At 63.3% G+C, this 21,237-nt stretch carries 18 protein-coding genes and 1 pseudogene; 10 read left to right on the forward strand and 9 right to left on the reverse strand.

Translation table 11 applies throughout. The annotated features are described in order from the left end of the window. Positions 1 to 17: 17 nt before the first annotated feature. Positions 18 to 992, reverse strand: coding sequence for a transcription initiation factor IIB (locus NO345_RS15885; RefSeq protein ID WP_256300823.1), 975 nt, complete (start codon positions 990 to 992; stop codon positions 18 to 20). A gap of 298 nt (positions 993 to 1,290) precedes the next feature. On the opposite strand from NO345_RS15885, the gene NO345_RS15890 reads away from it, so the two are divergent. The 3 genes from NO345_RS15890 (at position 1,291) to NO345_RS15900 (ending at position 5,294) form a co-directional block, all read left to right on the forward strand. Next, positions 1,291 to 1,746, forward strand: a complete 456-nt coding sequence (locus tag NO345_RS15890; RefSeq protein ID WP_256300825.1) for a MaoC family dehydratase — start codon at positions 1,291 to 1,293, stop codon at positions 1,744 to 1,746. Next, positions 1,739 to 3,370 carry a class I adenylate-forming enzyme family protein gene (locus NO345_RS15895; RefSeq protein ID WP_256300826.1) on the forward strand — a complete coding sequence of 544 codons (1,632 nt, stop codon included), beginning with the start codon at positions 1,739 to 1,741 and terminating at the stop codon, positions 3,368 to 3,370. The genes NO345_RS15890 and NO345_RS15895 overlap by 8 nt, the downstream gene beginning before the upstream one ends. 619 nt (positions 3,371 to 3,989) lie before the next feature. Then, a complete protein-coding gene (locus NO345_RS15900; RefSeq protein WP_256300828.1) occupies positions 3,990 to 5,294 on the forward strand; it encodes an acetamidase/formamidase family protein in 1,305 nt (434 codons plus the stop codon). Positions 5,295 to 5,307: 13 nt separating this feature from the next. On the opposite strand, the gene NO345_RS15905 is transcribed toward NO345_RS15900, so the two are convergent. Beyond that, positions 5,308 to 5,568, reverse strand: a complete 261-nt coding sequence (locus NO345_RS15905) for a ubiquitin-like small modifier protein 1 (protein WP_256300830.1) — start codon at positions 5,566 to 5,568, stop codon at positions 5,308 to 5,310. Between the two features lie 260 nt (positions 5,569 to 5,828). Here NO345_RS15905 and NO345_RS15910 point away from each other — a divergent pair, with 260 nt between their 5' ends. Continuing rightward, on the forward strand, positions 5,829 to 7,526 hold the full coding sequence (locus NO345_RS15910; RefSeq protein ID WP_256300832.1) for a sensor histidine kinase: 1,698 nt from the start codon (positions 5,829 to 5,831) through the stop codon (positions 7,524 to 7,526). Positions 7,527 to 7,991: 465 nt separating this feature from the next. On the opposite strand, the gene NO345_RS15920 is transcribed toward NO345_RS15910, so the two are convergent. Continuing rightward, the gene (locus tag NO345_RS15920) at positions 7,992 to 8,858 is read right to left on the reverse strand and encodes a universal stress protein (protein ID WP_256300834.1); all 867 of its coding nucleotides are present in this window, start codon (positions 8,856 to 8,858) and stop codon (positions 7,992 to 7,994) included. A gap of 254 nt (positions 8,859 to 9,112) precedes the next feature. Here NO345_RS15920 and NO345_RS15925 point away from each other — a divergent pair, with 254 nt between their 5' ends. The 4 genes from NO345_RS15925 to NO345_RS15940 all read left to right on the forward strand — a co-directional run bounded on the left by NO345_RS15925 (position 9,113) and on the right by NO345_RS15940 (position 12,421). Next, positions 9,113 to 9,796, forward strand: coding sequence for a potassium channel family protein (locus tag NO345_RS15925; protein ID WP_256300836.1), 684 nt, complete (start codon positions 9,113 to 9,115; stop codon positions 9,794 to 9,796). A 61-nt stretch (positions 9,797 to 9,857) separates the two neighbouring features. After that, a complete protein-coding gene (locus NO345_RS15930; protein ID WP_256300837.1) occupies positions 9,858 to 11,417 on the forward strand; it encodes a TrkH family potassium uptake protein in 1,560 nt (519 codons plus the stop codon). Next, on the forward strand, positions 11,414 to 11,632 hold the full coding sequence (locus NO345_RS15935; RefSeq protein WP_256300838.1) for a hypothetical protein: 219 nt from the start codon (positions 11,414 to 11,416) through the stop codon (positions 11,630 to 11,632). Before NO345_RS15930 ends, NO345_RS15935 begins: the two co-directional genes overlap by 4 nt. A 39-nt stretch (positions 11,633 to 11,671) precedes the next feature. Then, positions 11,672 to 12,421 carry an Lrp/AsnC family transcriptional regulator gene (locus NO345_RS15940; RefSeq protein WP_256300840.1) on the forward strand — a complete coding sequence of 250 codons (750 nt, stop codon included), beginning with the start codon at positions 11,672 to 11,674 and terminating at the stop codon, positions 12,419 to 12,421. 594 nt (positions 12,422 to 13,015) lie between these two features. On the opposite strand, the gene NO345_RS15945 is transcribed toward NO345_RS15940, so the two are convergent. The 5 genes and pseudogenes from NO345_RS15945 to NO345_RS15965 all read right to left on the reverse strand — a co-directional run bounded on the left by NO345_RS15945 (position 13,016) and on the right by NO345_RS15965 (position 18,876). After that, a complete protein-coding gene (locus tag NO345_RS15945) occupies positions 13,016 to 13,657 on the reverse strand; it encodes a hypothetical protein (RefSeq protein WP_256300841.1) in 642 nt (213 codons plus the stop codon). After that, positions 13,654 to 15,438 (reverse strand): hypothetical protein, encoded by a 1,785-nt coding sequence (locus NO345_RS15950; protein ID WP_256300843.1) that lies wholly within the window; start codon positions 15,436 to 15,438, stop codon positions 13,654 to 13,656. Before NO345_RS15950 ends, NO345_RS15945 begins: the two co-directional genes overlap by 4 nt. A 38-nt stretch (positions 15,439 to 15,476) precedes the next feature. Then, entirely contained in the window at positions 15,477 to 16,541 is a 1,065-nt protein-coding gene (locus tag NO345_RS15955; RefSeq protein ID WP_256300845.1) for a glycosyltransferase family 4 protein, read from the reverse strand. Between the two features lie 246 nt (positions 16,542 to 16,787). Beyond that, positions 16,788 to 18,277 (reverse strand): annotated as a pseudogene (locus NO345_RS15960) (MATE family efflux transporter). Beyond that, positions 18,277 to 18,876 carry a TetR/AcrR family transcriptional regulator gene (locus NO345_RS15965; protein ID WP_256300847.1) on the reverse strand — a complete coding sequence of 200 codons (600 nt, stop codon included), beginning with the start codon at positions 18,874 to 18,876 and terminating at the stop codon, positions 18,277 to 18,279. The pseudogene NO345_RS15960 and the gene NO345_RS15965 overlap by 1 nt, the downstream one beginning before the upstream one ends. Positions 18,877 to 18,967: 91 nt before the next feature. Between NO345_RS15965 and NO345_RS15970 the strand changes: the two genes are divergently transcribed. Next, positions 18,968 to 19,204, forward strand: coding sequence for a HalOD1 output domain-containing protein (locus NO345_RS15970; RefSeq protein WP_256300849.1), 237 nt, complete (start codon positions 18,968 to 18,970; stop codon positions 19,202 to 19,204). Positions 19,205 to 19,411: 207 nt separating this feature from the next. Here the strand turns inward: NO345_RS15970 and NO345_RS15975 are convergent, their stop codons facing one another. After that, positions 19,412 to 20,410 carry a transposase gene (locus tag NO345_RS15975; protein ID WP_256300851.1) on the reverse strand — a complete coding sequence of 333 codons (999 nt, stop codon included), beginning with the start codon at positions 20,408 to 20,410 and terminating at the stop codon, positions 19,412 to 19,414. Positions 20,411 to 20,637: 227 nt separating this feature from the next. Here NO345_RS15975 and NO345_RS15980 point away from each other — a divergent pair, with 227 nt between their 5' ends. After that, complete coding sequence (locus tag NO345_RS15980; RefSeq protein ID WP_256300853.1) at positions 20,638 to 21,231, forward strand: TetR/AcrR family transcriptional regulator; 594 nt, start codon at positions 20,638 to 20,640, stop codon at positions 21,229 to 21,231. Positions 21,232 to 21,237 lie beyond the last annotated feature (6 nt).

Below are 21,237 nucleotides of genomic sequence, written 5' to 3' on the forward strand. Positions count from 1 at the left end.
TCAGAGCCAGCCCGAACTCACTGGAGGCCCATCGCCTCGATCTGCTCCTGGTACCGGTTCCGGATCGTGACCTCCGTCACCTGCGCCACCGCGGCCACCTCGCGCTGGGTCTGCTTCTCGTTGCACAGCAGCGAGGCCGCGTAGATCGCTGCCGCGGCGAACCCCGTCGGCGACTTCCCCGACAGGAGCCCCTGTTCGGCCGTCACGTCGATTATCTCGTTCGCCTTCATCTCCACCTCCTCGCTCACGCCGAGTTCGGAACAGAACCGGGGGACGTACTCCTTCGGGTCGACGGGCTCCATCCTGAGGCCGAGCTCCTGCGAGATGTACCGGTACGTGCGCCCGATCTCCTTCTGCTCGACACGCGAGACCTCCGACACCTCCTCGAGACTGCGCGGAATCCCCTCCTGTCGGCAGGCGGCGTACAGACAGCTCGTCGCCACGCCCTCGATGGACCGACCACGGATCAGGTCCTCGTTCAGTGCCCGCCGGTAGATCACCGACGCCACCTCGCGAACGGACCGCGGGACGCCGAGTGCCGATGCCATCCGGTCGGTCTCGCTGAGTGCGAACTGGAGGTTCCGCTCCCCGGCGTCCTTCGTCCGGATGCGCTCCTGCCACTTCCGGAGGCGCGACATCTGACTGCGCTTCTCCGAGGAGAGCGACCGGCCGTACGCGTCCTTGTTCTGCCAGTCGATCTGGGTCGTCAACCCCTTGTCGTGCATCGTCTGCGTCGTCGGTGCCCCGACACGACTCTTGCTCTGGCGCTCCCCGTGGTTGAACGCCCGCCACTCCGGCCCCCGATCGATCATCTCGTCTTCGAGCACCAGTCCGCAGTCGTCGCAGACGAGCTCGTCACCGTCACCGCTCGTGACGAGCTGTTCCGACCCGCACTCCGGACACGACTCCGTCTCCGATTCTCCAGTGTGCTCTTCCTGTTCCGATTCGGTGACCGCCTCCTCTGTCTCCGCGTGCCGGTTCAGACGAGCCATTAAGTCTACTGCCTATTACTTGTTCAGGCTGTTTATACGTGTTGTCCGTTTGGTTACGCACGAACCCACAGATCTGCCCCTCCGAGTAACCACCCTGCCTCATCGCGTCACAACTCGCAGAGCGAGTCGCCCGGGTCCACCTCGTCGCGACGGTCACGCTCCCGTGGATAGCGACGGACAGCGATGTAACGATCCACCGCGTTACCGCATATTACGACCGGAGCGGAGGTGTTCTAACACCGCGACCACGTGCAGAATGATGGAAATAGTGAAGGTTTCACAGCCGAGTGGGGAGAGCGTGCTAGAAGGGTTCTACGACAAGGTCGAGGTCGGCGAGACGGTCGAGACCATCGGCCGGACGGTGACGGAGAGCGACGTCGTGAATTACGCGAACGCGACGGGCTGCTGGCTGCCGATCCACACCGACCGGGAGTTCGCAGCGGAGACGCAGTACGGCGAACGCGTCGTCCAGGGGACGTTCCTGCTCGGGCTCGCAGAGGGGTTGCTGTACTCGAACGAGCCGACGGGGATCCGAGCGAATGCTGGGATGGAGTCGATCCAGTTCCATCGACCCGTCTTCGTCGACGATACGGTCCACTTCGAGGTAGAGGTGCTGGAGAAGACGCAGCGCGATGACCACAGCGGCGTCGTGACGCTCGACGTGGAGGGCAAGAACCAGGACGACGCGACCGTCGTCGAGTACCGGACGAACCTGCTGATGATCACCGAGGACGCACACGAGACACATGACTGAGACAGCCGACGACCACGAGTACGACAGTGAGGAACCGCACACCGGACTCTTTCAGTGGTATCTCGAACGCCGCGCAGCGACGAGACCGGACACGCGAGCGTACACGTACTCGCCGCTGGGGCTGGTCGCGGCGACCGAATCGGCGGCGACCTGGGGCGAGTTGAACGACGCCGCGAGTCGGCTCGCCGCGCAGCTCGCAGCGGACGGGGTGGAAGCGGGGGATTTCGTGGCGACCCTGTTCCCGCCGTCGGGGCCGTTCGCCGAGGTGTACTTCGCGGCGGCGAAGCTCGGCGCGACACTCGTGCCACTGGACCTCCGGGGGAAACCCGCGGACCACCAGCACGTCCTCGCGTCGACGGAGCCCGCCGCGTTCGTCGGCGCAGGACAGTACCGCGACACCGACTTCCAGGCGGTCCTCGAGGAGGTACCCGCGTTCGAGGGGATCGGGTCGACGTACTGGCTGGGTGCGGACTACCACGCGGACCTCCCCGAAGCAGGAGCGTACGAGTGGACGGCGGCGGACCCCGACGGAACGCCGAAGACCGACGACTCACCGGGCTGTACGGATCCGGATACGGGGCTGCTGGTGGTGTTCACGAGCGGGACCACCGGCGACCCGAAGGGCGCAGTGCTCTCCCATCGGAACGTCGTCTTCCAGGGGACCGCTATCTCGTCGGTCTGGGATATCGACGATTCGGACACGGTGCTCGTGCACCTGCCGACCGACCACGTGGGCGGTGCGACGGAGCTCATGGGCAGTGCGGTCGTCGCCGGCGCTGACGTGGTGTTCCTGGACGCCTTCGATCCCGGCGTCGCTCTGCAGTTGATCGAATCACGGTCCATCTCGATGGTCGGGAACGTTCCCGCGATGTGGGGGATGCTGTTCAACCACGACGACTTCGCCGAGACCGACCTCTCGTCGCTGGACGTCGCGGTGGTCGCCGGGCAGGCACCCTCCGAGGACATCCTGGCCGGGATGGCGCAGGCGGCGACGCATGCGGTCACCGGCTGGGGGCTCACGGAGACGGCTGGGTTCGTGACCCTCACCGAGCTCGGGACGCCGGTCTCCGAGATGACCACGACTGTCGGGAAGCCGTTCCCGGGCTTCGACGTCCGCACCGTAGCGGACGGCGAGTTCCTCCCGGAGGGGGAGACGGGAGAGATCGTGGTCCGTGGCGACGGCGTCATGGACCGGTTCCTCACCGCGGAGCAGACGGAGGGGGCGTTCGTGGAAGGAGAGTGGGTCCGGACCGGCGACCTCGGCTTCGTCGACGACGACGGGCACGTCCGGCTGCGCGGCCGCAAGAAGAACATGTACATCTCCGGGGGCTACAACGTGTACCCACCGGAGGTCGAGGCGGTGCTGACCGACCACGAGGCGGTCGAGCAGGCGATGGTCATCGGTGTCGCGGACGACACCTGGGGTGAGGCCGGACACGCGTTTGTCCTCAGAACGCCCGGGAGCGACCTCACGGCGGCCGGTGTCGAGGAGTACGGCGAGCAGGAGCTCGCGGACTACAAACAGCCCGTCGAGTACACCGTCGAGGACGAGCTGCCGTTGACCGCCCTCGGGAAGATCGACCGCCAGCAGATCATCGAGAGCTACGACTTGGACCCGGTCTGACTCCAGCAGGCGGACTTTCTCCAGACGACTGTCGGGTGCCATATCGAGTCGATATGACGGTGGCGCATCGACCGGGAGGCGATCGAACCTCACCGCGGACAGGCGACGTCAGTGGCTGTATTCGATGCTGCCGTCCCGATTCCGTTCGAGCCCGGATACACGAGCGGCAGGACTGACCGTGTCGACTTGGTATGACAGCCAGCAGAGTTATCGTGGTCGGGTGGCAAATTTTACCTGGATGGACCGGAGGGGGTCTGTCCGGGGAACGAATCAGACTCATTTCCGATTCCAAACGACACGGCCGAACCCCTCGCCTACTCCCCCACCTTCGACGGGAGAAGACCGACAGTCGGCGTCCGGTCCGTCGTCCTGGGCACGAACTCCGATGAGAAAGAGCTGGCGCTCTCCCCGGACAGACCCGAAACGACCGGGGTCTCGCCCTCCCCGCGTCGCCACCGGTAGGGACGGACCGAATGCGCTTCTCGCCAGACACTCAACCTCGACGAGCGGTTCCTCGAACGAGGGTCGTGACACTCGGCACGGTCGATGCCGACCAGAAGACGGCAGTCGACGCCGGCCTGCACAACACCTATGATTTCACCGTGCAAATTGCTAGCGTATGTCGGAACACATCCACGAGACGCTCGAGGTCGACGAGTTCACGCTCGGACTCGTCGGGCCGGACCAGGAGTGGGCGGGAACTGTCGCCGACGGCGGGACCGTGAAGACGCACACGCCGGCCGGCTGCTGGGGACCGATGATCACGCCGTCCTTCCGCGGCGGCCACGAGGTCACACGCCCGATCTTCGTCGAGAACGCGGAGCCGGGCGACGCCCTGGTCGTCAGGATCAAGGACGTCGAGGTGACCAGTCTCGCGACCAGTACAGGCAGTATGGCCGAACGGGAGGGTGCGTTCGGTGACGACCCGTTCGTCGACCACCGGTGTCCGGAGTGTGGCGCTGAATGGCCCGAGACGATAGTCGAGGGAACCGGCGAGGATGCGATCCGGTGTGCCGAGTGTGGCGCGAACGCGTCCTCGTTCGGGTTCGAGTACGGCTACACCGTCGTCTTCGACGACGACCGGACGGTCGGCATCACCGTCGGCTCCGAGGGCGCACACGACCTGGCCGAGCGCGCCGACGAGGCGATGGCGCTCCCCGAGAACTCACGGCAGCACCCGATCCTGTTGTACGAGCCCGACGAGATGCCGGGGACGCTCGGCCGCCTCCGGCCGTTCATCGGCAACATCGGGACCACACCGGCGGTCGAACTCCCCGACTCGCACAACGCCGGTGACTTCGGACAGTTCCTCATCGGTGCCGAACACGACTGGGGGCTGGCGGACGAGACCGAACTCGAGGCCCGGACGGACGGGCACATGGACTCGAACGAGGTGCGTCCCGGCGCGACGCTGATCTGCCCGGTGCGCGTCGAAGGCGCAGGGCTGTACGTCGGCGATCTCCACGCGAACCAGGGCGATGGCGAGCTCTCGCTCCACACGACCGACGTGAGCGGGAAGACCGAACTCGAGGTCGAGGTCATCAAGGGGCTCGACCTCGACGGGCCCATGCTCCTGCCGAACGAGGCCGACCTGCCACACATCGCGAAGCCGTACTCCGGGGCCGAGCGCGAGGCCGGGCAGGCACTCGCCGACGAGTACAACGTCGAGACGCTGCACGACGCGGCACCGGTCCAGTTCATCGGCTCCGGCGCGACGATCAACGATGCGACGGAGAACGCGTTCGACCGGGCGAGTTCGCTGTTCGGGATCACCGAGGGCGAGGTGCGCTCACGCTGTACCTTCACCGGCGGCGTCGAGATCGCACGGCTCCCGGGAGTCGTCCAGTTGACCATGCTCGCACCGACGGCGCTGCTGGAGGAGGTCGGGCTCGCGGAGACGGTCCGGGAGCAGTACGGTCTCTGACAGGGGGTGTCGGTCACCCACCACGCATCGCAGGGAAGATCTTCACCTCGTCGTGCTTCGACACGGGCTGGTCCCACGTCGCCTTCTCATCGTCGACCATCACACGGACGCTCGGTCGGAGGCCGCCGTCGTCGTCGACGAGCTGTGAGGCAGTCCGCGGGTACTCGCCGAGGAACGCCTCGAGCAGGTCTCCGACGGTCCCGCCATCCGCTGGAACGTCCACGACCTTCTCGCCCGTTGCGGTCCGCAATGGTCCGTACACGTACACCTCCATTGGCGGTGGTAGGGCCGGGTGATACAAAGCTGTGGCTTCCCGCCGGGTTCTCATCGCCGTGAGACGAGCGACGACCAACCGGAGAGGCAGAAGGCAGTTGTGAGTAGACCCTGGAGTCCGGCGGTCCACTGTCTCGGGTCTGCTTCGGAGGAGCCTCGATGAACTGCCACTCGAGCGGTGTCTCAACGGAGCCTAACACGGGAATCCAGGTGAGCGACCACAACACCTAATTGCAAACGTGAGATACGTGATTAGCCACCATGGATCTCGTCTTTTTCTCGTACGTCGTTCTCTTCGCGCTCTCTGGTGTCGCCTGTCTCGGCAGTATTCCACGGGCACGCACGATCCAGCATCCCGGCACCCGGAGGGCGTTCGTCGCGTTTCTCGCGTCGGTTGCACTCTGGTGTGGTGGATACCTCGGCTACTTGCTCGCGCCGACTTCCACGAGTAAAACCGCCCTGTACGTCACCGGGTTCATCTTCGCGTTCGTCGCGGTCGGCGCGTGGGTATGGTTCTGTGCCGAATACACCGGCCGGTCGCTACAGAACACGCCGTTCCGCTACCCCGCACTGGCCGTGTTCCTCTTCCTCATCGGGCTCAAGATCACGAACCCGCTCCACAACCTCTACTTCACCACGGAATGGACGACAGAGCCGTTCCCCCATCTGGCGATCAATCATCAACTGCTGTACTGGGTCGTCCTCGGGCTCTCGTACGCGGTCATCATGGTCGGGTTCTTCATGCTCGCGGAACGGCTGTACCAGACCGGGACCGATAGCCGGCCGCTCGTCATCCTCTTCGGAATCACCGGCGTCCCGGCAGTCGCGACGATCCTCAGCGAGCAGTCCGCGACACTCCTCCCCCTGATGTACGAACCACCGGGTGTCGCGGTCTTCGCTGTGGGCACCCTCTTCGTCTACTTCGACCGTTTCGAAGCGATTCGGATGACCACTGGGACGACGAGGCCGGCGATATACCTCGACCAATCGAACCGGGTACGGGACTTCAACCACGCCGCGGAGACAATCTTCCCAGGGCTTCCGGACGCGGTCGGGGAACCGATCGCCGTGGTGAGCGAGAGACTCGCCGATCACATCTCCGAGACGGAGGTTGTATCCGTCACCGAGGACGGGGAGACCCGCTACTACGAAGTCGCCACGACACCGTTCCTCTCGGGGGAAGTGCGGACTGGACAGCTAGTGACGATCACGGACGTCACCGAGCGGGAGTCGTACCGGCGGAAACTCGAGGAGAAGACCGAACAGCTCGAGGCGCTGAACCGGGTCGTCAGACACGACATCCGAAACGATATGGCAGTGGTCCTCGGCTGGGCAGAATCGCTGGAGGACCACGTGGACGCGGAGGGAGAGGAAGCACTCGACCGTGTGATTCGCAGTTCCGAGCACATCGTAGAGCTGACCGAGACCGCACGCGCGTTCATCGAATCCCTCACGGACGACTCCGTTGCGGACCTGAAACAGGTCGACGTTCGGACGATAGTCGAGGCGGAACTGACCACTGCTCGGGAGACGCATTCAGCGGCACGCTTCGAGATCGCCGGTGAACTGCCAGCAGCCCCCGTCCAGGCGAACGAGATGCTGTCGTCGGTGTTCCGGAATCTCCTGGAGAATGCTGTCCGGCACAACGACAGCGCAACGCCCAGAGTCACGGTCAGTGGAGCGGAACACGAGGACTCCGTGCAGATACGGGTCGCAGACAATGGTCCGGGTGTTCCGGACGACCGGAAGGAGCAGATCTTCGGGAAGGGCGAGAAAGGAATCGACAGTCCGGGGTCCGGGATCGGGCTGTACCTCGCTCACACGCTGACGAAACAGTACGGTGGTGCTGTCTGGGTCGAAGACAACGAGCCGACCGGCGCTGTGTTCGTCGTCGAGCTTCCGCTCTACAGCGACACCGGGTCAGAGACGACACGAACCCAAACAGACCCCGCTGGATAGCGGTTCCCTCTGCCCAGAATGGTTACGACAGCGAACGTGTGATAGCTGGCACGGACCGCCGTGAGTACGTAGCAGGTCTGACCCTCCCAATCGCGTTGACTACCGTGGAGTGATGTGAGAGATCGGCCTCGCTGAGGCCGAACTTCCAGAGAATTCGTGCTATATCGCTCAGCAAATCGAGGCGGTCTCGATAGGATCTGTCGAGGGGAACCCGCAGACGGTGGAGGGACTCAACCGCGTAGTCGGCGATCGCAGTGTTCGCTAACCGGACCGCCTTGCTCGTGAAGCGGGAGCGTTTCGACATAGAGCCTCGACGATCTCCCGCTTCGTTTCCCAATTTCTAACTGTCGAAGTCGACGCCGCCTAGTGATCCACCAGATCCCTATGGTTTATTTCACTTGGAGGATCGTGGCCCGACCAATGAGGCCCACATCGGATTCCGTGTCATCAGGTCGACCGAATCTCCTACTGTGTGACTGTGCCAGCGAACAGACTCAGCTCTGGGTCGGAGCCCTTTCGAGCCATAACGACGGTGTTCTGTGCCTGCTCACGGATTTCGGTCACCTTCGAACCAAATATCAATCGTCGTAATTTCCCCTTTTGTGGTGCCCCGATGACCGTCAAATCGTGATAGGCGGATTCCTCGATTATCTCCGACGTGACACCGTTGCCATCGATGATGCGGGTATCTACCTCGATAGTATCAGAGATCTGTACTGCTCCTGCTTCGAGAAGCTCCTCTGCTTCTGCTCGTTTCAGTCCAGAGTTGTCCGTCTCGAGGATGTGCACGAGTTCGATCCACGCATCGTTGGCTGCGGCGAGAGAACTGGCGACGTTCACAGCGGCTCCGGAGTGTGGACCCCCGGCAATTGGAACGAGTATCGATGCAATCGATTCAGGTGAGGATCGTCCATTGACGACGACTGTATCGCAACCTGTGCGCTTGGCGATTTGTGCTTCGATGCGCTCCGATGCATCGTCTCCCATTACGATAATGTTGATGTGGAATGTAGCTGCTGCCGTAGCAACTGTCTCGATGGGACTCGGCCCTGTGAGGGGTAGGCCGAGCACATCCACGTCGATCGAAGTGCTATCCCGGGCACGAAGAACCGTCTCGGCCACGTCACGAGTTGTTTCGTACGACGCAGTGCCGGTCCCGGTCTCGATCTCACCGATAAGTAGCTGGGTGTCTAGAGATGTCGCAATCGCCCCCGCGATACTGAGAACGGTGTCGGACTCCCGCTGAAAAAACGGGTACAGCGTTCGCGTCCTCGACGCACTCTTCGGATCACCATCCAACGGCCGGTCCTGCTCGTCTGGTGGGTCACTCATTTCCTACCTATTTTTGCTTTGAGCATTTAGTACTATCTCTGTTCATAGGAGCGCAATATTTGGTTCATATATTCTTCATCCACCAGAACAGACAGTTCAGAAACACATAGGTTAAGTCACTCCGGAATTCACACCGAGACAGACTGATGATCTGCAGTCTTCGTTCCACCAGCACGGTCGACTCACCTGTCCCGGATCCGTTCGGTCGACGACCAATCCCACGTCACGCCCCCCCACGACAGGTGTAGCTCGATATGTACATCATCATCGTCGGTGCGGGCGACATCGGAACACCGCTGATCGACATCGCGACTCGGTCCGGGAACGAGGTCGTCGTCATCGAGCGTGATCCCGATAAGGCCGACCGCGTCGCGAACCAATATGACTGCCTCGTCCTCAACGCCGACGCGACGACGAAGGAGACGATCAGCGACGCCGGCGGCGAGCAGGCCGACGCGATTATCTCGACGACGGACCAGGACGCGACGAACATCATGGTGTGTCTCCTAGCTCAGGAGTTCGATATCCCCGCCATCCTTTCCGTCGTCCACAACCCCGAGCACATGGGGCTGTTCCGCCAGATCGGTGTGAACACGATGCAGAACCCACAGCAACTCATCGCGGAGTACCTCTACCGTGCCGTTGCACGACCAGCGATCGTTGATTTCATGCGAATCGGTGAGGAGGCGGAGGTGTTCGAAATCGAGGTGACGCCGGAGGCCCCGATTACAGGGAAGTCGCTGAACGAAGCCGCCGCCTCCGGACTGCTCGACGACGACATGCTCGTCGTAGCGATCGAACGGAACGGCGAAGGACACCCGATAACCCCACGAGGGAACACCGAGATCGAGGCTGGTGATATCCTCACCGTGTACTCGGGTGTCGGGGCCGATCCAGAGATAACCGACATCTTCGGCCACCACGAGGACCGGACGTGATGGTGACTGACGCCCACCCGTATCGAGCCGGACGAACGACCCCATACCATGTGTTCAGGACATGAACGCGTCGTACGCACCGGTTGGTCGTGACGTCGGCCGCATGCTGCAAGCGCTCGCAGGACTGGTACTGATCACGATCCCCGTCTCGCTGGTCTGGGGGGAGTACTACGTGCTGCCAGCGCTCCTGCTGTCCGCACTCGTCCCGCTCGCGAGTGGCCGACTCCTCACGTCCGCGTTTCAGGACGCATCGGACCCGGGAAAACTCCACGGGATGATGGTCGCAGCGGCAGGCTGGTTCTCCGTCGCACTGTTCGGCTCGCTGCCGTTACTCCTGATCGCCTGGACCATTGCGCTCGATCCGGTGTACTTGGACGCCCCAGCGCTCAACGGACGGGCCGCGTCGACGGTCGGAGCGTTCAGAAACCCGCTCAATGCGGTGTTCGAGTCGATGAGCGGGTTCACCGGGACCGGACTCACGATGACCGACGACGAGTCGGCACTGCCGCGGACGCTACAGTGGTGGCGAACGTTCATCGAATGGATCGGCGGTGTCGGCGTCATCGTCCTGACGACCGCGATCCTCGCCCGACCGGGGAGCGGTTCGCTGACATTGTACGAGAGCGAAGCCCGGTCCGAGAAGATCCACCCGAGTATCGTCTCGACGGTCCGGACCATCTGGTGGATCTTCCTGCTGTTCACCTTCGTCTCGATACTCGTCCTTTGGCTGGCGGGGATGCCGCTCTGGGGCGCGATCAACCACGCGATGACCGGGCTCGCCACCGGTGGGTTCTCCATCACGGACAACTCCATCGCGACGTACGACAGCGCCGTGATCGACTTCGCGCTGATCCCCGTGATGATCCTCGGTAGTATCGCCTTCCCCATCCACTATCTGATACTGCAGGGTGACCTGAAGAACCTCTACACCGACCTCCAGACGCGATGGATGTTCGGCTTCTTCGGGGCTGGCTCATTGCTGCTCTCGGCGATGGTGTATACCAGTGGGACCTACGACTCCTGGTTCGACGCCGTGCGGTACGGGCTGTTCCAGTTCGTCTCTGCGATGTCCTGTACCGGGTTCCAGACCGCGGTCGACTCGACGAACGTCGCCCTCGGAAAGTGGCCTGCCCAGGCACAGTTGACTGTCACATTCGGTATGGTCGTCGGGGCAGCCGCTGGCTCCACCGTGGGTGGCATCAAACTCATCCGACTCGCGACACTCGTGAAGGGAATCCGTCACCGGATCACGGACGTTTTCGTCCCCGATACGGCGGTCCGTCGGCTCCAGATCGACGACAGGCGGCTCACCGAGGAAGAGGCGAACCGCGAGTTGGGTGAGGCAGCCATCATCTCGGTTCTCTGGTTCGTGTTCCTCGCCCTCACGACGTTCGTGCTCCTGCTGGTGCTGCCCGAGAACCAGTACACGCTGGAGAACGTCGTCTTCGAGGTCGCGAGCGCCCAGGGTAACGTCGGCCTTTCGTCCGGCATCACCGGTCCGGGGATGCCGACAGTCGGGAAGCTCTTCTTCCTGTTCAACATGTGGATCGGTCGGCTGGAGATTATTCCCGTCCTCGTACTGCTCAGGGCGTTGTTCACCCGTGGAGGACTGTACCGATGAGACTCGACGAACTCCCCCTGGTCCGCTACGTCTTCGAGTCCGGCCCGGACGATCCCGTGTTCGATGCGCTCCTCCTCAGTGGCCCGCTGCTCATCGGGATACTCGCCATCGTCGGCCGGTCGCCGATTTCGGTCGGACTCGCCGTACTGTACCTGCTCGTGTTCGCTGGCTATCTCCCGTACAACTGGTTCAGGAACCGAAGACAGGAACGGTGAACAGAAATGGTTTGGCAGCACGGACCCTACGGGTACGACATGGACTACCGGCTAGATGAAATCGACAAGCGAATCCTCTATCATCTGGCTCTCGAGGCACGTGACACCTCTGCGCCCGACATCGCTGAGGAAGTGAACGTGTCAGCGGGGACAATCCGTAACCGGATCAACCAGTTAGAGGAGCAGGGAATCATCAGAGGCTACCACGCCGATATCGACTACGAAAGGGCGGAAGGGATGCTCACGAACCGGTTCAAGTGTACGAGTGCGGCAGCTGATCGAACCAAACTCGCGAAGCAGATCCTCCAGATTCCAGGGGTCGTGAACATCCGTGAGATCATGACCGGGAAGGCCGATCTGGAGATCAAAGCCGTCGGGAGCGACACCAGAGATCTCACACGGATCGGGGATGCGATCCTCGAACTGGGCGTGGAGATCGAGGACCAGGACATCATCAAGCGCGAGCACTTCCGGCCGTATCGGCCGTACGGTCCGGCCGAGACGCGGCACTCCCCGTCGATAACTGATTTCATGAGTCTCGCCGGCGACGCCGAGGTCGTCGAACTCACGGTACGTGAGGGTGCCCCGATTACGGGAACCACGCTTCGAGAGGCGAACTCCGATGGGCTCCTGGAGGAGGGCCTGCTCGTCGTCGCGCTCGAACGCGACGGTGAGGTCCTCACGCCACACGGTGAAACGAAGCTCGAGCCGGGCGATCTCATCACCATCTTCGTCCACAACGGCCAGAGCGGCCAGGTCGAATCAGTGTTCGCGCCGCAGGAGGCCTGACGAAACATCGCTCACCGGGGCTCCGGATTGTGAGGTTTCGGCCCAACCGGGAGAGCGTGTCATCCATCCGCAGATAGTTCGCACCCCGAATGGCGATTGCGAACATTACGGAAAGTCACGGGGGGAGCCCCGTGCTTTTACGTGGGGATGGATCCCACAACTCCCCGGCAAGCAACGGTCACCGCGCTGACCGGATGTGTCGATTAGTGTCGTTTCGTACTGAGCTGTAAGTACCTCTGAATCCCATGCTGGGAGAGGAGTAACGGCTGGTTGGTACAACCAGTAGTCGTCTCCCGAGGCGGCTACGATTCCGAAACATCTCAACTCAGCGGTGCGGTCCCGTGGGAATCCTCACCCTTCAGCACGTGGAGGACGTCACCCCCCGCTCGACATCGTTCGAGACGAACCAGGATCCGAAGTTCGGGTCCATCTTCACCATTGCGTATCCTGTTCCCCCTCGTTCGACAGCAGGTGCGTCTCATCGAGGGGCATCGCCACCCCCAGATCCGCTCGCTTCGAACCCAGCATCTGAGAAGGGACGGAGGTCAGCCGTGGGACCGCCGAGTGCTCTCGGGGAACGGGACACACCACCGTTCAGAAGCGTCGGTCCTCGACGACGCTGCGCACGAGGCCGGCGAGGCGCTCACGGAGCGGCCGGACGATGGGGTTCGGCTGGCTGCCGAGGTACGCGGTCATCGGGTCGTACTCACCGGTCTCGAGCAGGTGGAGGAGAACGGCCGTCACGCGGTGGTTCCCGTCGAGTATCCTGGTCTGTGCTCGCCCACGTCGGGTGAGCAACACCGGCGCGGGCACCGACTCCCCGGCGGCCACTCGCTCCCGGTCGGCGAGGATGTGCTCGACGTCGACGCCGGTCTCCGCGGCGAGCGTCGCGGGCGGTTCCTGCTGGATTCGTCGAGCGCCATCGAGCACGCGACGGTCGTCTGCGAGGCCGCCCCACAGCGAATCGGCGGGCCCGTCGATGTAGCGGAGTCGCCGGAGCTCGGCTTCCCGGAGCTGGAGTCGATACCACCGGGGCGCTGGGTCGGCGTGGAAGATGGCCGCCGCGCCCGGTTTCCTCGCGAGCAGTGCCTCGTGGGCCTCGCGCGTCGAGAGCTCGTCGATCCGGTCGGCATCGAGGTTGTCGTCGCGCTTGTCCGCCTCCAGGGCGAGCCAGTGGTCGATGACCGTCCGTCGTGGGACCCGTTCGAGCCCGTCGGGCGTGGACAGGCCCCTCATCGGTGGACCGACCGCGTGAGTGTGAACACGAACAGTGCGACGAAGAACGCCCCGATGAAGCCCTCGAGCGCGGAGAACACCCGGAGGCCGAACGAGTCCACGCCGGGGACCGGTGGGGTGCCGATGATGAACGAGATGAAGCTCTGGAAGCTGAAGAGGACGTACTCGCGGAACGGGACACCCGCGCTTCCAGGGGCGAGACCGGCCGCATACAGCACTGCGAACCCGAGGCACAGGCCGGCCGACGACAGCACCACCCTGCTCGGGCGCTCGCCGTAGCCGGTCGTCGCGCCCATCGTCAGGTTGGCCACCCACCGCCAGAGGCCGGTCCAGCCACGACGGCGTGGCAACGCACGGAGGCGCTCGCCGTGGCTCAGCCGTCGATACCCCATCTCCTTGCGGAAGAACTCGCCCGCCGCCCGGGTGTCGCCCGCCGCGGTCGCCCCGCGCTTGGCGCGGAGGTAGGTGTTCTCGATGCCGGCCATTCCGAGTGCTGCGTCCGTCGTATCGCTCCAGAGCCCGAGCCACCGGCCGACCGCTGCGCGGAGCCCACCGTCGCGGCCGTAGCCGTGGATCCGCCAGTCGACCGCTTCGAAGGCGTCGCGGTGGCCGGCGACGTCGAAGTCGTCGAACTCGGTCCGGAAGAGCCGCAGGTGGTCCAGTCGGGGGCCGGGTTCGTCGCTCCCGACGAGGTCGACGTCGCCGAGCACCCCCTTGGTGAGGTCGGCACGACTGTCCGTCAGTCGGAGTTCGCCGCCGTCGAGCCTGCTTCGGGAGAGATCGACCGGCGTGGCCGCTGCGGCCGGTGCGAGCCTGATATCGTCGAACCGGGCGTCGCGTGCGTGTGCCTCGTCGGCGAAGCTCGTGTCGACGAGCGTCGTGAGTCCACGACCGGCGGCCTCGTCGAGGTTCGCGACCGCGGTGAACTGTGCGCCGTGGAAGTTCGCGCTCTGCTCGAACTGGGCCTTGGCGAAGGTGGCGTAGCGACGGTCTTTCTCCGCTCCTCCGGGTGAGCCGTCGGCTTCGTCACCGAACCGGGCGCGTGTGAATCGTGCCTTGCTCTCGAAGCGACTCCGATAGAAGGAGACGTTCCGGCGGAAGCCAGCGCCGACGAACGTGGCCGTCTCACCGAACCGCGCGCTGCGAAACGACGCGTCGCCGCGCACGGTCGCGAACCGCATCGAGAACATGCTGTCGGGGATCGTGGTCCCAGAGAGGTCGAGCCCGCCGTGGACGACCGCGAATCGGAGGTCGATCGGGACCGTCACGGAGGCGGTCAGTTCCCGGTTCGACAGGTCGAGCGTTCCGAAGCGCGCACCGTCGAGCGCCCGGTCGGCGGGGTCGTCCGATTCGATGGCCGCCACGAGCGCATCCCGGACCCGTTCGTCGTCCTTCTCGTCCGGGGGGAGGTGGAACAGACAGCGGTCGTCACGGACCGCCTCGTGCGGGCATGCACTCGCAGGGTCGTCGGTTGCCGCATCGGCCAGCATGTTCACCTCGCGCCACGCGGTCTCGACCTCGTCCCAGGTGAACCCGAGCGTCTCGGCGTCGTACCGCTGGCAGAGCGTCCATGCGGGCGTCCATCGGAGTCGTGCGGGCGACTCGTCGAGGCGCTCGCCGAGGCGCTCCAGTGCGGCCGTCCGGCCGCGGTTGGTCCGGACCTGGTTGACGCCGGATTCGGCGCGAAAGCGCAGGAACATGTGCATCGACCACTCGCGCAGGCTCGCCTCCACGCGGGCCTGCCACGCCGGCGAGGCGTAGTACGTGCACTGACTGTCCATGGAGCGTTCACCACCGTTCGGGGCTTCAATCTCCCGGCTCATCGATCCAGGACGCGCGAGCGGAGGAACGCCCGCAGCCCGGTGGTCGTCGCGGTGTACGACGGCTGTCGCGCGGCCGTGTCCGCGGCGGCCGTCCCCAGGCGCACGAGCAGCTCTCGGTCGTCGGCCAGCCGGGCGAGGCGCTCCCGGAGCGTGTCCGGGTCGTCGGGTGAGACGAGATAGCCGTTCTCGCCGTCGACGACGACGTCACCGGCACCCCCGGCCGCAGACGCGATGACGGGGAGGCCGAACCCCATCGCTTCGAGGTAGACGATGCCGAACCCCTCGTGCCGGGACGGGACCGCCAACAGGTGTGCGGCTGCCAGTCGGTCGGCCAGGTCGGCGTCCGGGAGGAACCCGGTGAACGTCACTCGGTCGTCGATGCCCGCCGCCGTCACCTGCCGCTGGAGACGCTCCGCGTAGTCGGGAGCGGCGTCCAGAGCGCCGACGACCGTCAGCTCACAGTCCGGCACTGCCGCCACCGCGTCGATCAGCCCGTGGACGTTCTTCCGTGGGACGACGCTCCCGACCGCGACGATCCGAAGCGGCCCGTCGATCGCGCGTCGCTCGATCACCGTCGGGGCAGGAGTGGTCCGGTCGTCGAAGCGGTCGCCGGCCGGTTGCCCGACGTGCAACGGCCCGTCGTAGCCGTGCGCTCGAACCGTCCTGGCCGTGTCGTGACTGGTCGTCACCACGGCGTCGACGCTGCGGAGATACGCCCGTTCGACGGCACTGTACCACCGCTGTCGGAGCGGTGACCACCGCTCGCTCGCCCGGAGGTGATGGACGATGGAGACGATGGGCGTCTCGCTGTCGACCCGTCGATTCCAGCCGACGAGCGTCGGATGTGCGAGTTCGTCCTGCAGCACGACGTCGTACCGCTCGAGGTCGGGCGGCGTCCCCCGGAGGCCGGCCCACAGGCCGCGATGGTAGTCGTACCACGGGAGCTCGTGGACGGTGACCGTCTCACCGGCCGCCCGCAGCTCCTCGACCAGCCGTCGGTCGTACCTGAACCCCCCTGTCGTCGTGTCGAGCTCGCCGTAGAGTACCAGCCCCAGCTGCATTCACCGGGTGTTCGCAGTGCGGGGGTTTGAATGCACGCACGTATCATACTCACCCGGTAGTGACCACTCACTGCCGGGCGCACTCGCGGTCGACGCGGACGACCGCACCGTCCCACGTCCTTCGTCGGCATTCACACCACGCAACTCCCCCGGCAACCGGTGGAACCGTGATTTGGGATCTCACGCTGCTGCGCTGTCGGCTGTTCTGGATTCCGGATCGAGACAGTCACGTCTGATGTCTCGAATTCAAAGGCCGTCATCGCTCGCTGTCGCCCCGACGCCAGTTTCGTCGAGGTCGACTTCGGGTTCGGTCAGGCCACTCCCGCGCCACGTTCCGCGGCGGTACCAGACGTACGCGATGGTCGCTCCGACGACGTTCGAGACAGCGAAGGACAGCCAGACGCCCGTTTCACCGAGCGTGCCCGCAGTGACCCACGCGATCGGGAATCGGATGACACCGAGCGTCAGCACGGATATCGCGGCCGCAGTGAGCGTCTTCCCGGCACCGCGGAAGCTCCCCGTGTATGCCCGCATGATACCCATGAACCCGAACGTTAGCGCGACGTAACGGATGAACTCGGCTCCGATGCTGATCACATCGGCAGCGTTCGTCTGGTCGGCACCGACGAACACCGAGACGATGGGCTCCGGGAACACGAAGGCGACGACGCCACCGACGCTGAGGACACCGAAGAGGACTTTCGCAGCCAGCCCTGCTGCTCGTTCGGCGCGGTCCGGTTTGTCGGCACCGATGTTCTGGCCCGTCATCGTTTCGACGCCACGGGCGACGGCGAGTGCGGGGAGGAAGGCGACCGAGAAGACACGGGTCCCGATGCCGTACGCGGCGACGACGGTGTCCGGGAACATCGCGACGATGACCAGCAGAAGGTTCATCGACACTGCTCGTCCGGTACCTTCGACGGACGCCGGAAGACCGATGCGAACGAGTCGGCGGAGATAGGAGAGGTCGGGGACCATGTCGTGGAGGCGGATCTGGACGCCACGGTTCCCACGGAACATGATAGCCAGGCCGACGACCAGTGCTATCGCGCGCGAGAAGATCGTCGCGATGGCGGCCCCTTGGATGCCGAGTTCGGGGAACGCGACTGTGCCCACGAGGGGTGCGTTCTCGACGACCGTCCAGCCGAAGATGAGGAACGGGTCGATGATGATGTTGAGAACGACAGAGCCGAACATCACGATCATCGGTGTGATCGTGTCGCCGTACCCGCGCATGAGCGCGACGAAGACGGCGAAGCCGAACATGAACAGCAGGCCCAGTGAGATGACTTCCATGTAGCTCGTCGCGAGCGGCTGGACGTCCTGAGAGACACCCATCACACCGAGGAACGTGTCGACGCCGACGTAGCCGATGGCACCGAGGACGACGGAGGCGATGACAGCGAAGGTCACCGTCTGCGAGGCGGCGTACTCGGCCTCGCGTTCCTCACCCGCACCCGTGAACTGGGCGACGAGGACGCTGCCCGCGACGGAGATCCCCATCCCGAGCGAGATGAGCAGGAAGACCATCGGAACGCGAAGCTAATCGCAGCCAGGGCGTCCGTGCTGTACTGGCCGAGCCAGAACGTATCAGCCAGGTTGTACGCCGTCTGAAGGAGGTTCGTCACGACGATCGGCATCGAGAGGAAGAACAGTGGCTTCCCGATGCTGCCCGACGTCAGGTCGAACTCCTCGGGACCCCTGAACAACGCGGAGATGCGGCTTCGCAGCCCCATCAGTGGGCTGCCTCCGATAGCTCGTCGGCGACTAGATGCTGCTCGGCGTACCGTATCACCGTGGCGTGGAGCTTCTCCGACGGGTAGTCCACGGCAACGCGTCGTGTGTGAGCCCCCGTGATGGCCGTCACGAGGAACTCGGCGTCGACAGCCGGGTCGACGGTTTCGGCGAAGTCACCGGTCGTCACGCCAGCCGCGAGGATATCCCGTAGCCGTTCGAACAGCACCACATCGAACTCCGTCAGCCGTGTCTGGATGGCGTCGTCGTACGGCGCTTGCGCCTTCGCCTCCAGTAGTGCAGTGCGGAGTTCCTGGCCAGGCGGCGCGGCTTCGTTCGTGAGGACGGTCTCGAAGACCGCGAACAGTTGCTCTCGCGGGGTGCCACCGTCGACCGCCGGAAGTCGTGCAGTGTACCGTTCGTACAGAAAGTCGAGGAACTCGATGAAGAGGTTCCCCTTGCTGTCGTAGTAGTAGTGGATGGCGGCTTTGCTTCGGTCTGCCTCGTCGGCGATATCTTCCAGGGTGAGGTTCGCGTATCCGTGTCGGCAGAGGGCACGATACGTTGCCTCCAGGATCTCGGTCGCTGTGTCGTCCTCCATTGCGGTTGAGCCTGTCATAGAAAAGTCAACGATGTCTCACCCAGAACAGGGTGAACAACAAGTGTTTCAGACGTAAGTAGCTAATACTATTATGGATGAAAGGGTTACTCAGCAAATTATTGAAGCAATAGCTGATGTTGAAGGGGTAGAACCCGAGAACTTGCATAATGTTCTCGAAGACGAGGTTTCTACGGATGCGATAAGAGAATTGGTCAACCACAGCAGTAATTCGTGGCGACTTCAGTTTGAGACGCGAAATCACATTATACAGGTGATGGGAAACAACACTATTCTCGTTGACGGCAAGCAAAAACGAGCGTCCTTCTGAACTCTGTATCCCTCGTTACCACGGAACAAGAGAATAATCCGTCAGCCCAGCACCAAGGATCCAATAGATGATTGCACTGAATGCCATCAATGCCAACAGGACAATATGGAGGTTTCTCTCTTGGCGAACTCTGTTCATACTATACTAAGGGACTGGAGACGGAAATACAGCAGGACTCCCCCAATGGAGTGTGTTATACGATTCACCTCATAGCGTCAGCTTCTCACGTCCAAGATCATCTCCTCGTTCGAAGTTGGTAATTACAACGACGAGTCGGAGACACAGCGCAAGGAATACTTCTGTTCGTGCGTGGACGTGGCCTCGGGCGCGGACGTGCCCGAGGCCGCAGTCCTTGACTGCGTCGTTGGTTCGTTCGACTCCTGTCCGGTTATTGTACGTCTCGTCCAAGATAGATTGTTCCAGCTGAACGTCCTCGCTGTGTTCCTCAATTCGGTCTTCGATCCTGTACTCGATGTCTTTCGGGTCGTCAGTGTTTCGCGGGTTGTATGTGGCGATTGGCACGACGCCTGCGACCAGCAGGCGGTCGTGCAATTCGAGGATGTCGTAGGCACTGTCTCCAAGCATCCAGATGGGTGTATCGACGGCGAGCGCGTCACGCGTGACGCGCATCGCCGTCTCCTGATCCGCTTGCTTGGCCTGTGTGAACTCCGCTGCAATCGGTATCTTTGCACCGGTCGAGACAATCGTACAGCCGAAGCCGTAGTAGTACTCTTCAGCCGTTGGATCGTAGTTCCATGACGCCGCGTCGTTGTACTGGATCGGCTCAACGTGTGTCGAATCGATAGAGTACGTCGAGTCGAGCAGGCCGCGGGCGGCGGCCTGCTCGACGAGCCTGTCGAAGACATCGTCGATAACGTGTTCGAGGTCGGTGAGAAACCGGTCAATCGTGTCTCTGGATGGCGGTTTGTCGAGTCCACAGTAGTACCAAACGAGACCGTTCTGGAGTTCTCGTGCAACCGGACGCGTTCCGTAGATGTCCTTGTAATAGCAGTGCAGAAAGCCGCAAAAGAGGTCTGGTGGCTGATGGACTCGTGTTCGCCCCCGCCTTGAGGGGGCGAACACGTCGTACTCCAGCAGAAACTCGAACTCAAGGTGCTCAAACAGCGGTACTGTCTCGGTGGCCGCGACATTCAAGAAGTCGTCTACCGAAGCTACGTCTTGCAGGGCGTTGGTACTGCTGGACACAGTTTCCAAACCCTGCGGCCTCCCTTGGGAGGCTTTCTATGACACGCTCTTGCGGTTACCATCCTAACTTATTAACTAATTAGTCAAAAGGGCTTCGACAACGGTGCATTTCATCTACATCAGCTAACGTACCGTCTGGTGGCAGCTCTGACTAACTGATTGATAACCCAGAGTGTTCGTCCCGGAGAGCACAATTATTATCCAACGGTGTGTAGAACCGGCACCCAATGGGCGAACCATCGGAGCGTACCTTCACGGACGCCGAACGAGCGATCATGGAGGCGACCTATCGGGCACTTCGGGAACACGGGTACGCCAACCTCACGATCAAGCGGATCGCAGACGAGTACGGGAAGTCCACGGCCGCAGTGCATTACTACTACGAGACCAAGGACGAACTCCTCGCAGCCTTCCTCGACTACCTCCTCGATCGGTTCGCCGACTCGATACACGACATCGAGACGACCGACCCGGAAGAACGGCTGGAACTGCTGCTCGACGAGCTCCTCGTCAGACCGCAGGAGAACCCCGACCTCTCCATCGCGCTGCTGGAGATGCGGAGTCAAGCCCCCTACAAGGAGGCGTTCAGTGAGCGCTTCCAGCAGAACGACGAGTACATCCGATACACACTCAAGGCCGTGATCAATCACGGAATCGACGAGGGCGTGTTCGCCGACGTCGACGCCGACTACGTCACCCGTTCACTGATGACGATTGCGGACGGGGCCCGGACCCGAGCAGTGGTGTTGGACGATCTCGAAGCCCTCGAGACCGGTCGGGAGACCGCACGCGAATACGTCGACAGGGCGCTTCGGCAGTAGGTCAGG

It is taken from the genome of Haloarchaeobius salinus (assembly GCF_024464185.1).
Classification (GTDB): Archaea; Halobacteriota; Halobacteria; order Halobacteriales; family Natrialbaceae; genus Haloarchaeobius; species Haloarchaeobius salinus.

Bases quoted from the DNA above. Each gene is read 5' to 3' on its own strand.
- NO345_RS15885 (WP_256300823.1), bottom strand. From the start codon at position 992: ATGGCTCGTCTGAACCGGCACGCGGAGACAGAGGAGGCGGTCACCGAA.
- NO345_RS15900 (WP_256300828.1), top strand. From the start codon at position 3,990: ATGTCGGAACACATCCACGAGACGCTCGAGGTCGACGAGTTCACGCTC.
- NO345_RS15940 (WP_256300840.1), top strand. From the start codon at position 11,672: ATGGACTACCGGCTAGATGAAATCGACAAGCGAATCCTCTATCATCTG.
- NO345_RS15970 (WP_256300849.1), top strand. From the start codon at position 18,968: ATGGATGAAAGGGTTACTCAGCAAATTATTGAAGCAATAGCTGATGTT.
- NO345_RS15980 (WP_256300853.1), top strand. From the start codon at position 20,638: ATGGGCGAACCATCGGAGCGTACCTTCACGGACGCCGAACGAGCGATC.
- NO345_RS15920 (WP_256300834.1), bottom strand. From the start codon at position 8,858: ATGAGTGACCCACCAGACGAGCAGGACCGGCCGTTGGATGGTGATCCG.
- NO345_RS15945 (WP_256300841.1), bottom strand. From the start codon at position 13,657: ATGAGGGGCCTGTCCACGCCCGACGGGCTCGAACGGGTCCCACGACGG.
- NO345_RS15965 (WP_256300847.1), bottom strand. From the start codon at position 18,876: ATGGAGGACGACACAGCGACCGAGATCCTGGAGGCAACGTATCGTGCC.
- NO345_RS15895 (WP_256300826.1), top strand. From the start codon at position 1,739: ATGACTGAGACAGCCGACGACCACGAGTACGACAGTGAGGAACCGCAC.
- NO345_RS15935 (WP_256300838.1), top strand. From the start codon at position 11,414: ATGAGACTCGACGAACTCCCCCTGGTCCGCTACGTCTTCGAGTCCGGC.
- NO345_RS15930 (WP_256300837.1), top strand. From the start codon at position 9,858: ATGAACGCGTCGTACGCACCGGTTGGTCGTGACGTCGGCCGCATGCTG.
- NO345_RS15955 (WP_256300845.1), bottom strand. From the start codon at position 16,541: ATGCAGCTGGGGCTGGTACTCTACGGCGAGCTCGACACGACGACAGGG.
- NO345_RS15905 (WP_256300830.1), bottom strand. From the start codon at position 5,568: ATGGAGGTGTACGTGTACGGACCATTGCGGACCGCAACGGGCGAGAAG.
- NO345_RS15925 (WP_256300836.1), top strand. From the start codon at position 9,113: ATGTACATCATCATCGTCGGTGCGGGCGACATCGGAACACCGCTGATC.
- NO345_RS15950 (WP_256300843.1), bottom strand. From the start codon at position 15,438: ATGGACAGTCAGTGCACGTACTACGCCTCGCCGGCGTGGCAGGCCCGC.
- NO345_RS15910 (WP_256300832.1), top strand. From the start codon at position 5,829: ATGGATCTCGTCTTTTTCTCGTACGTCGTTCTCTTCGCGCTCTCTGGT.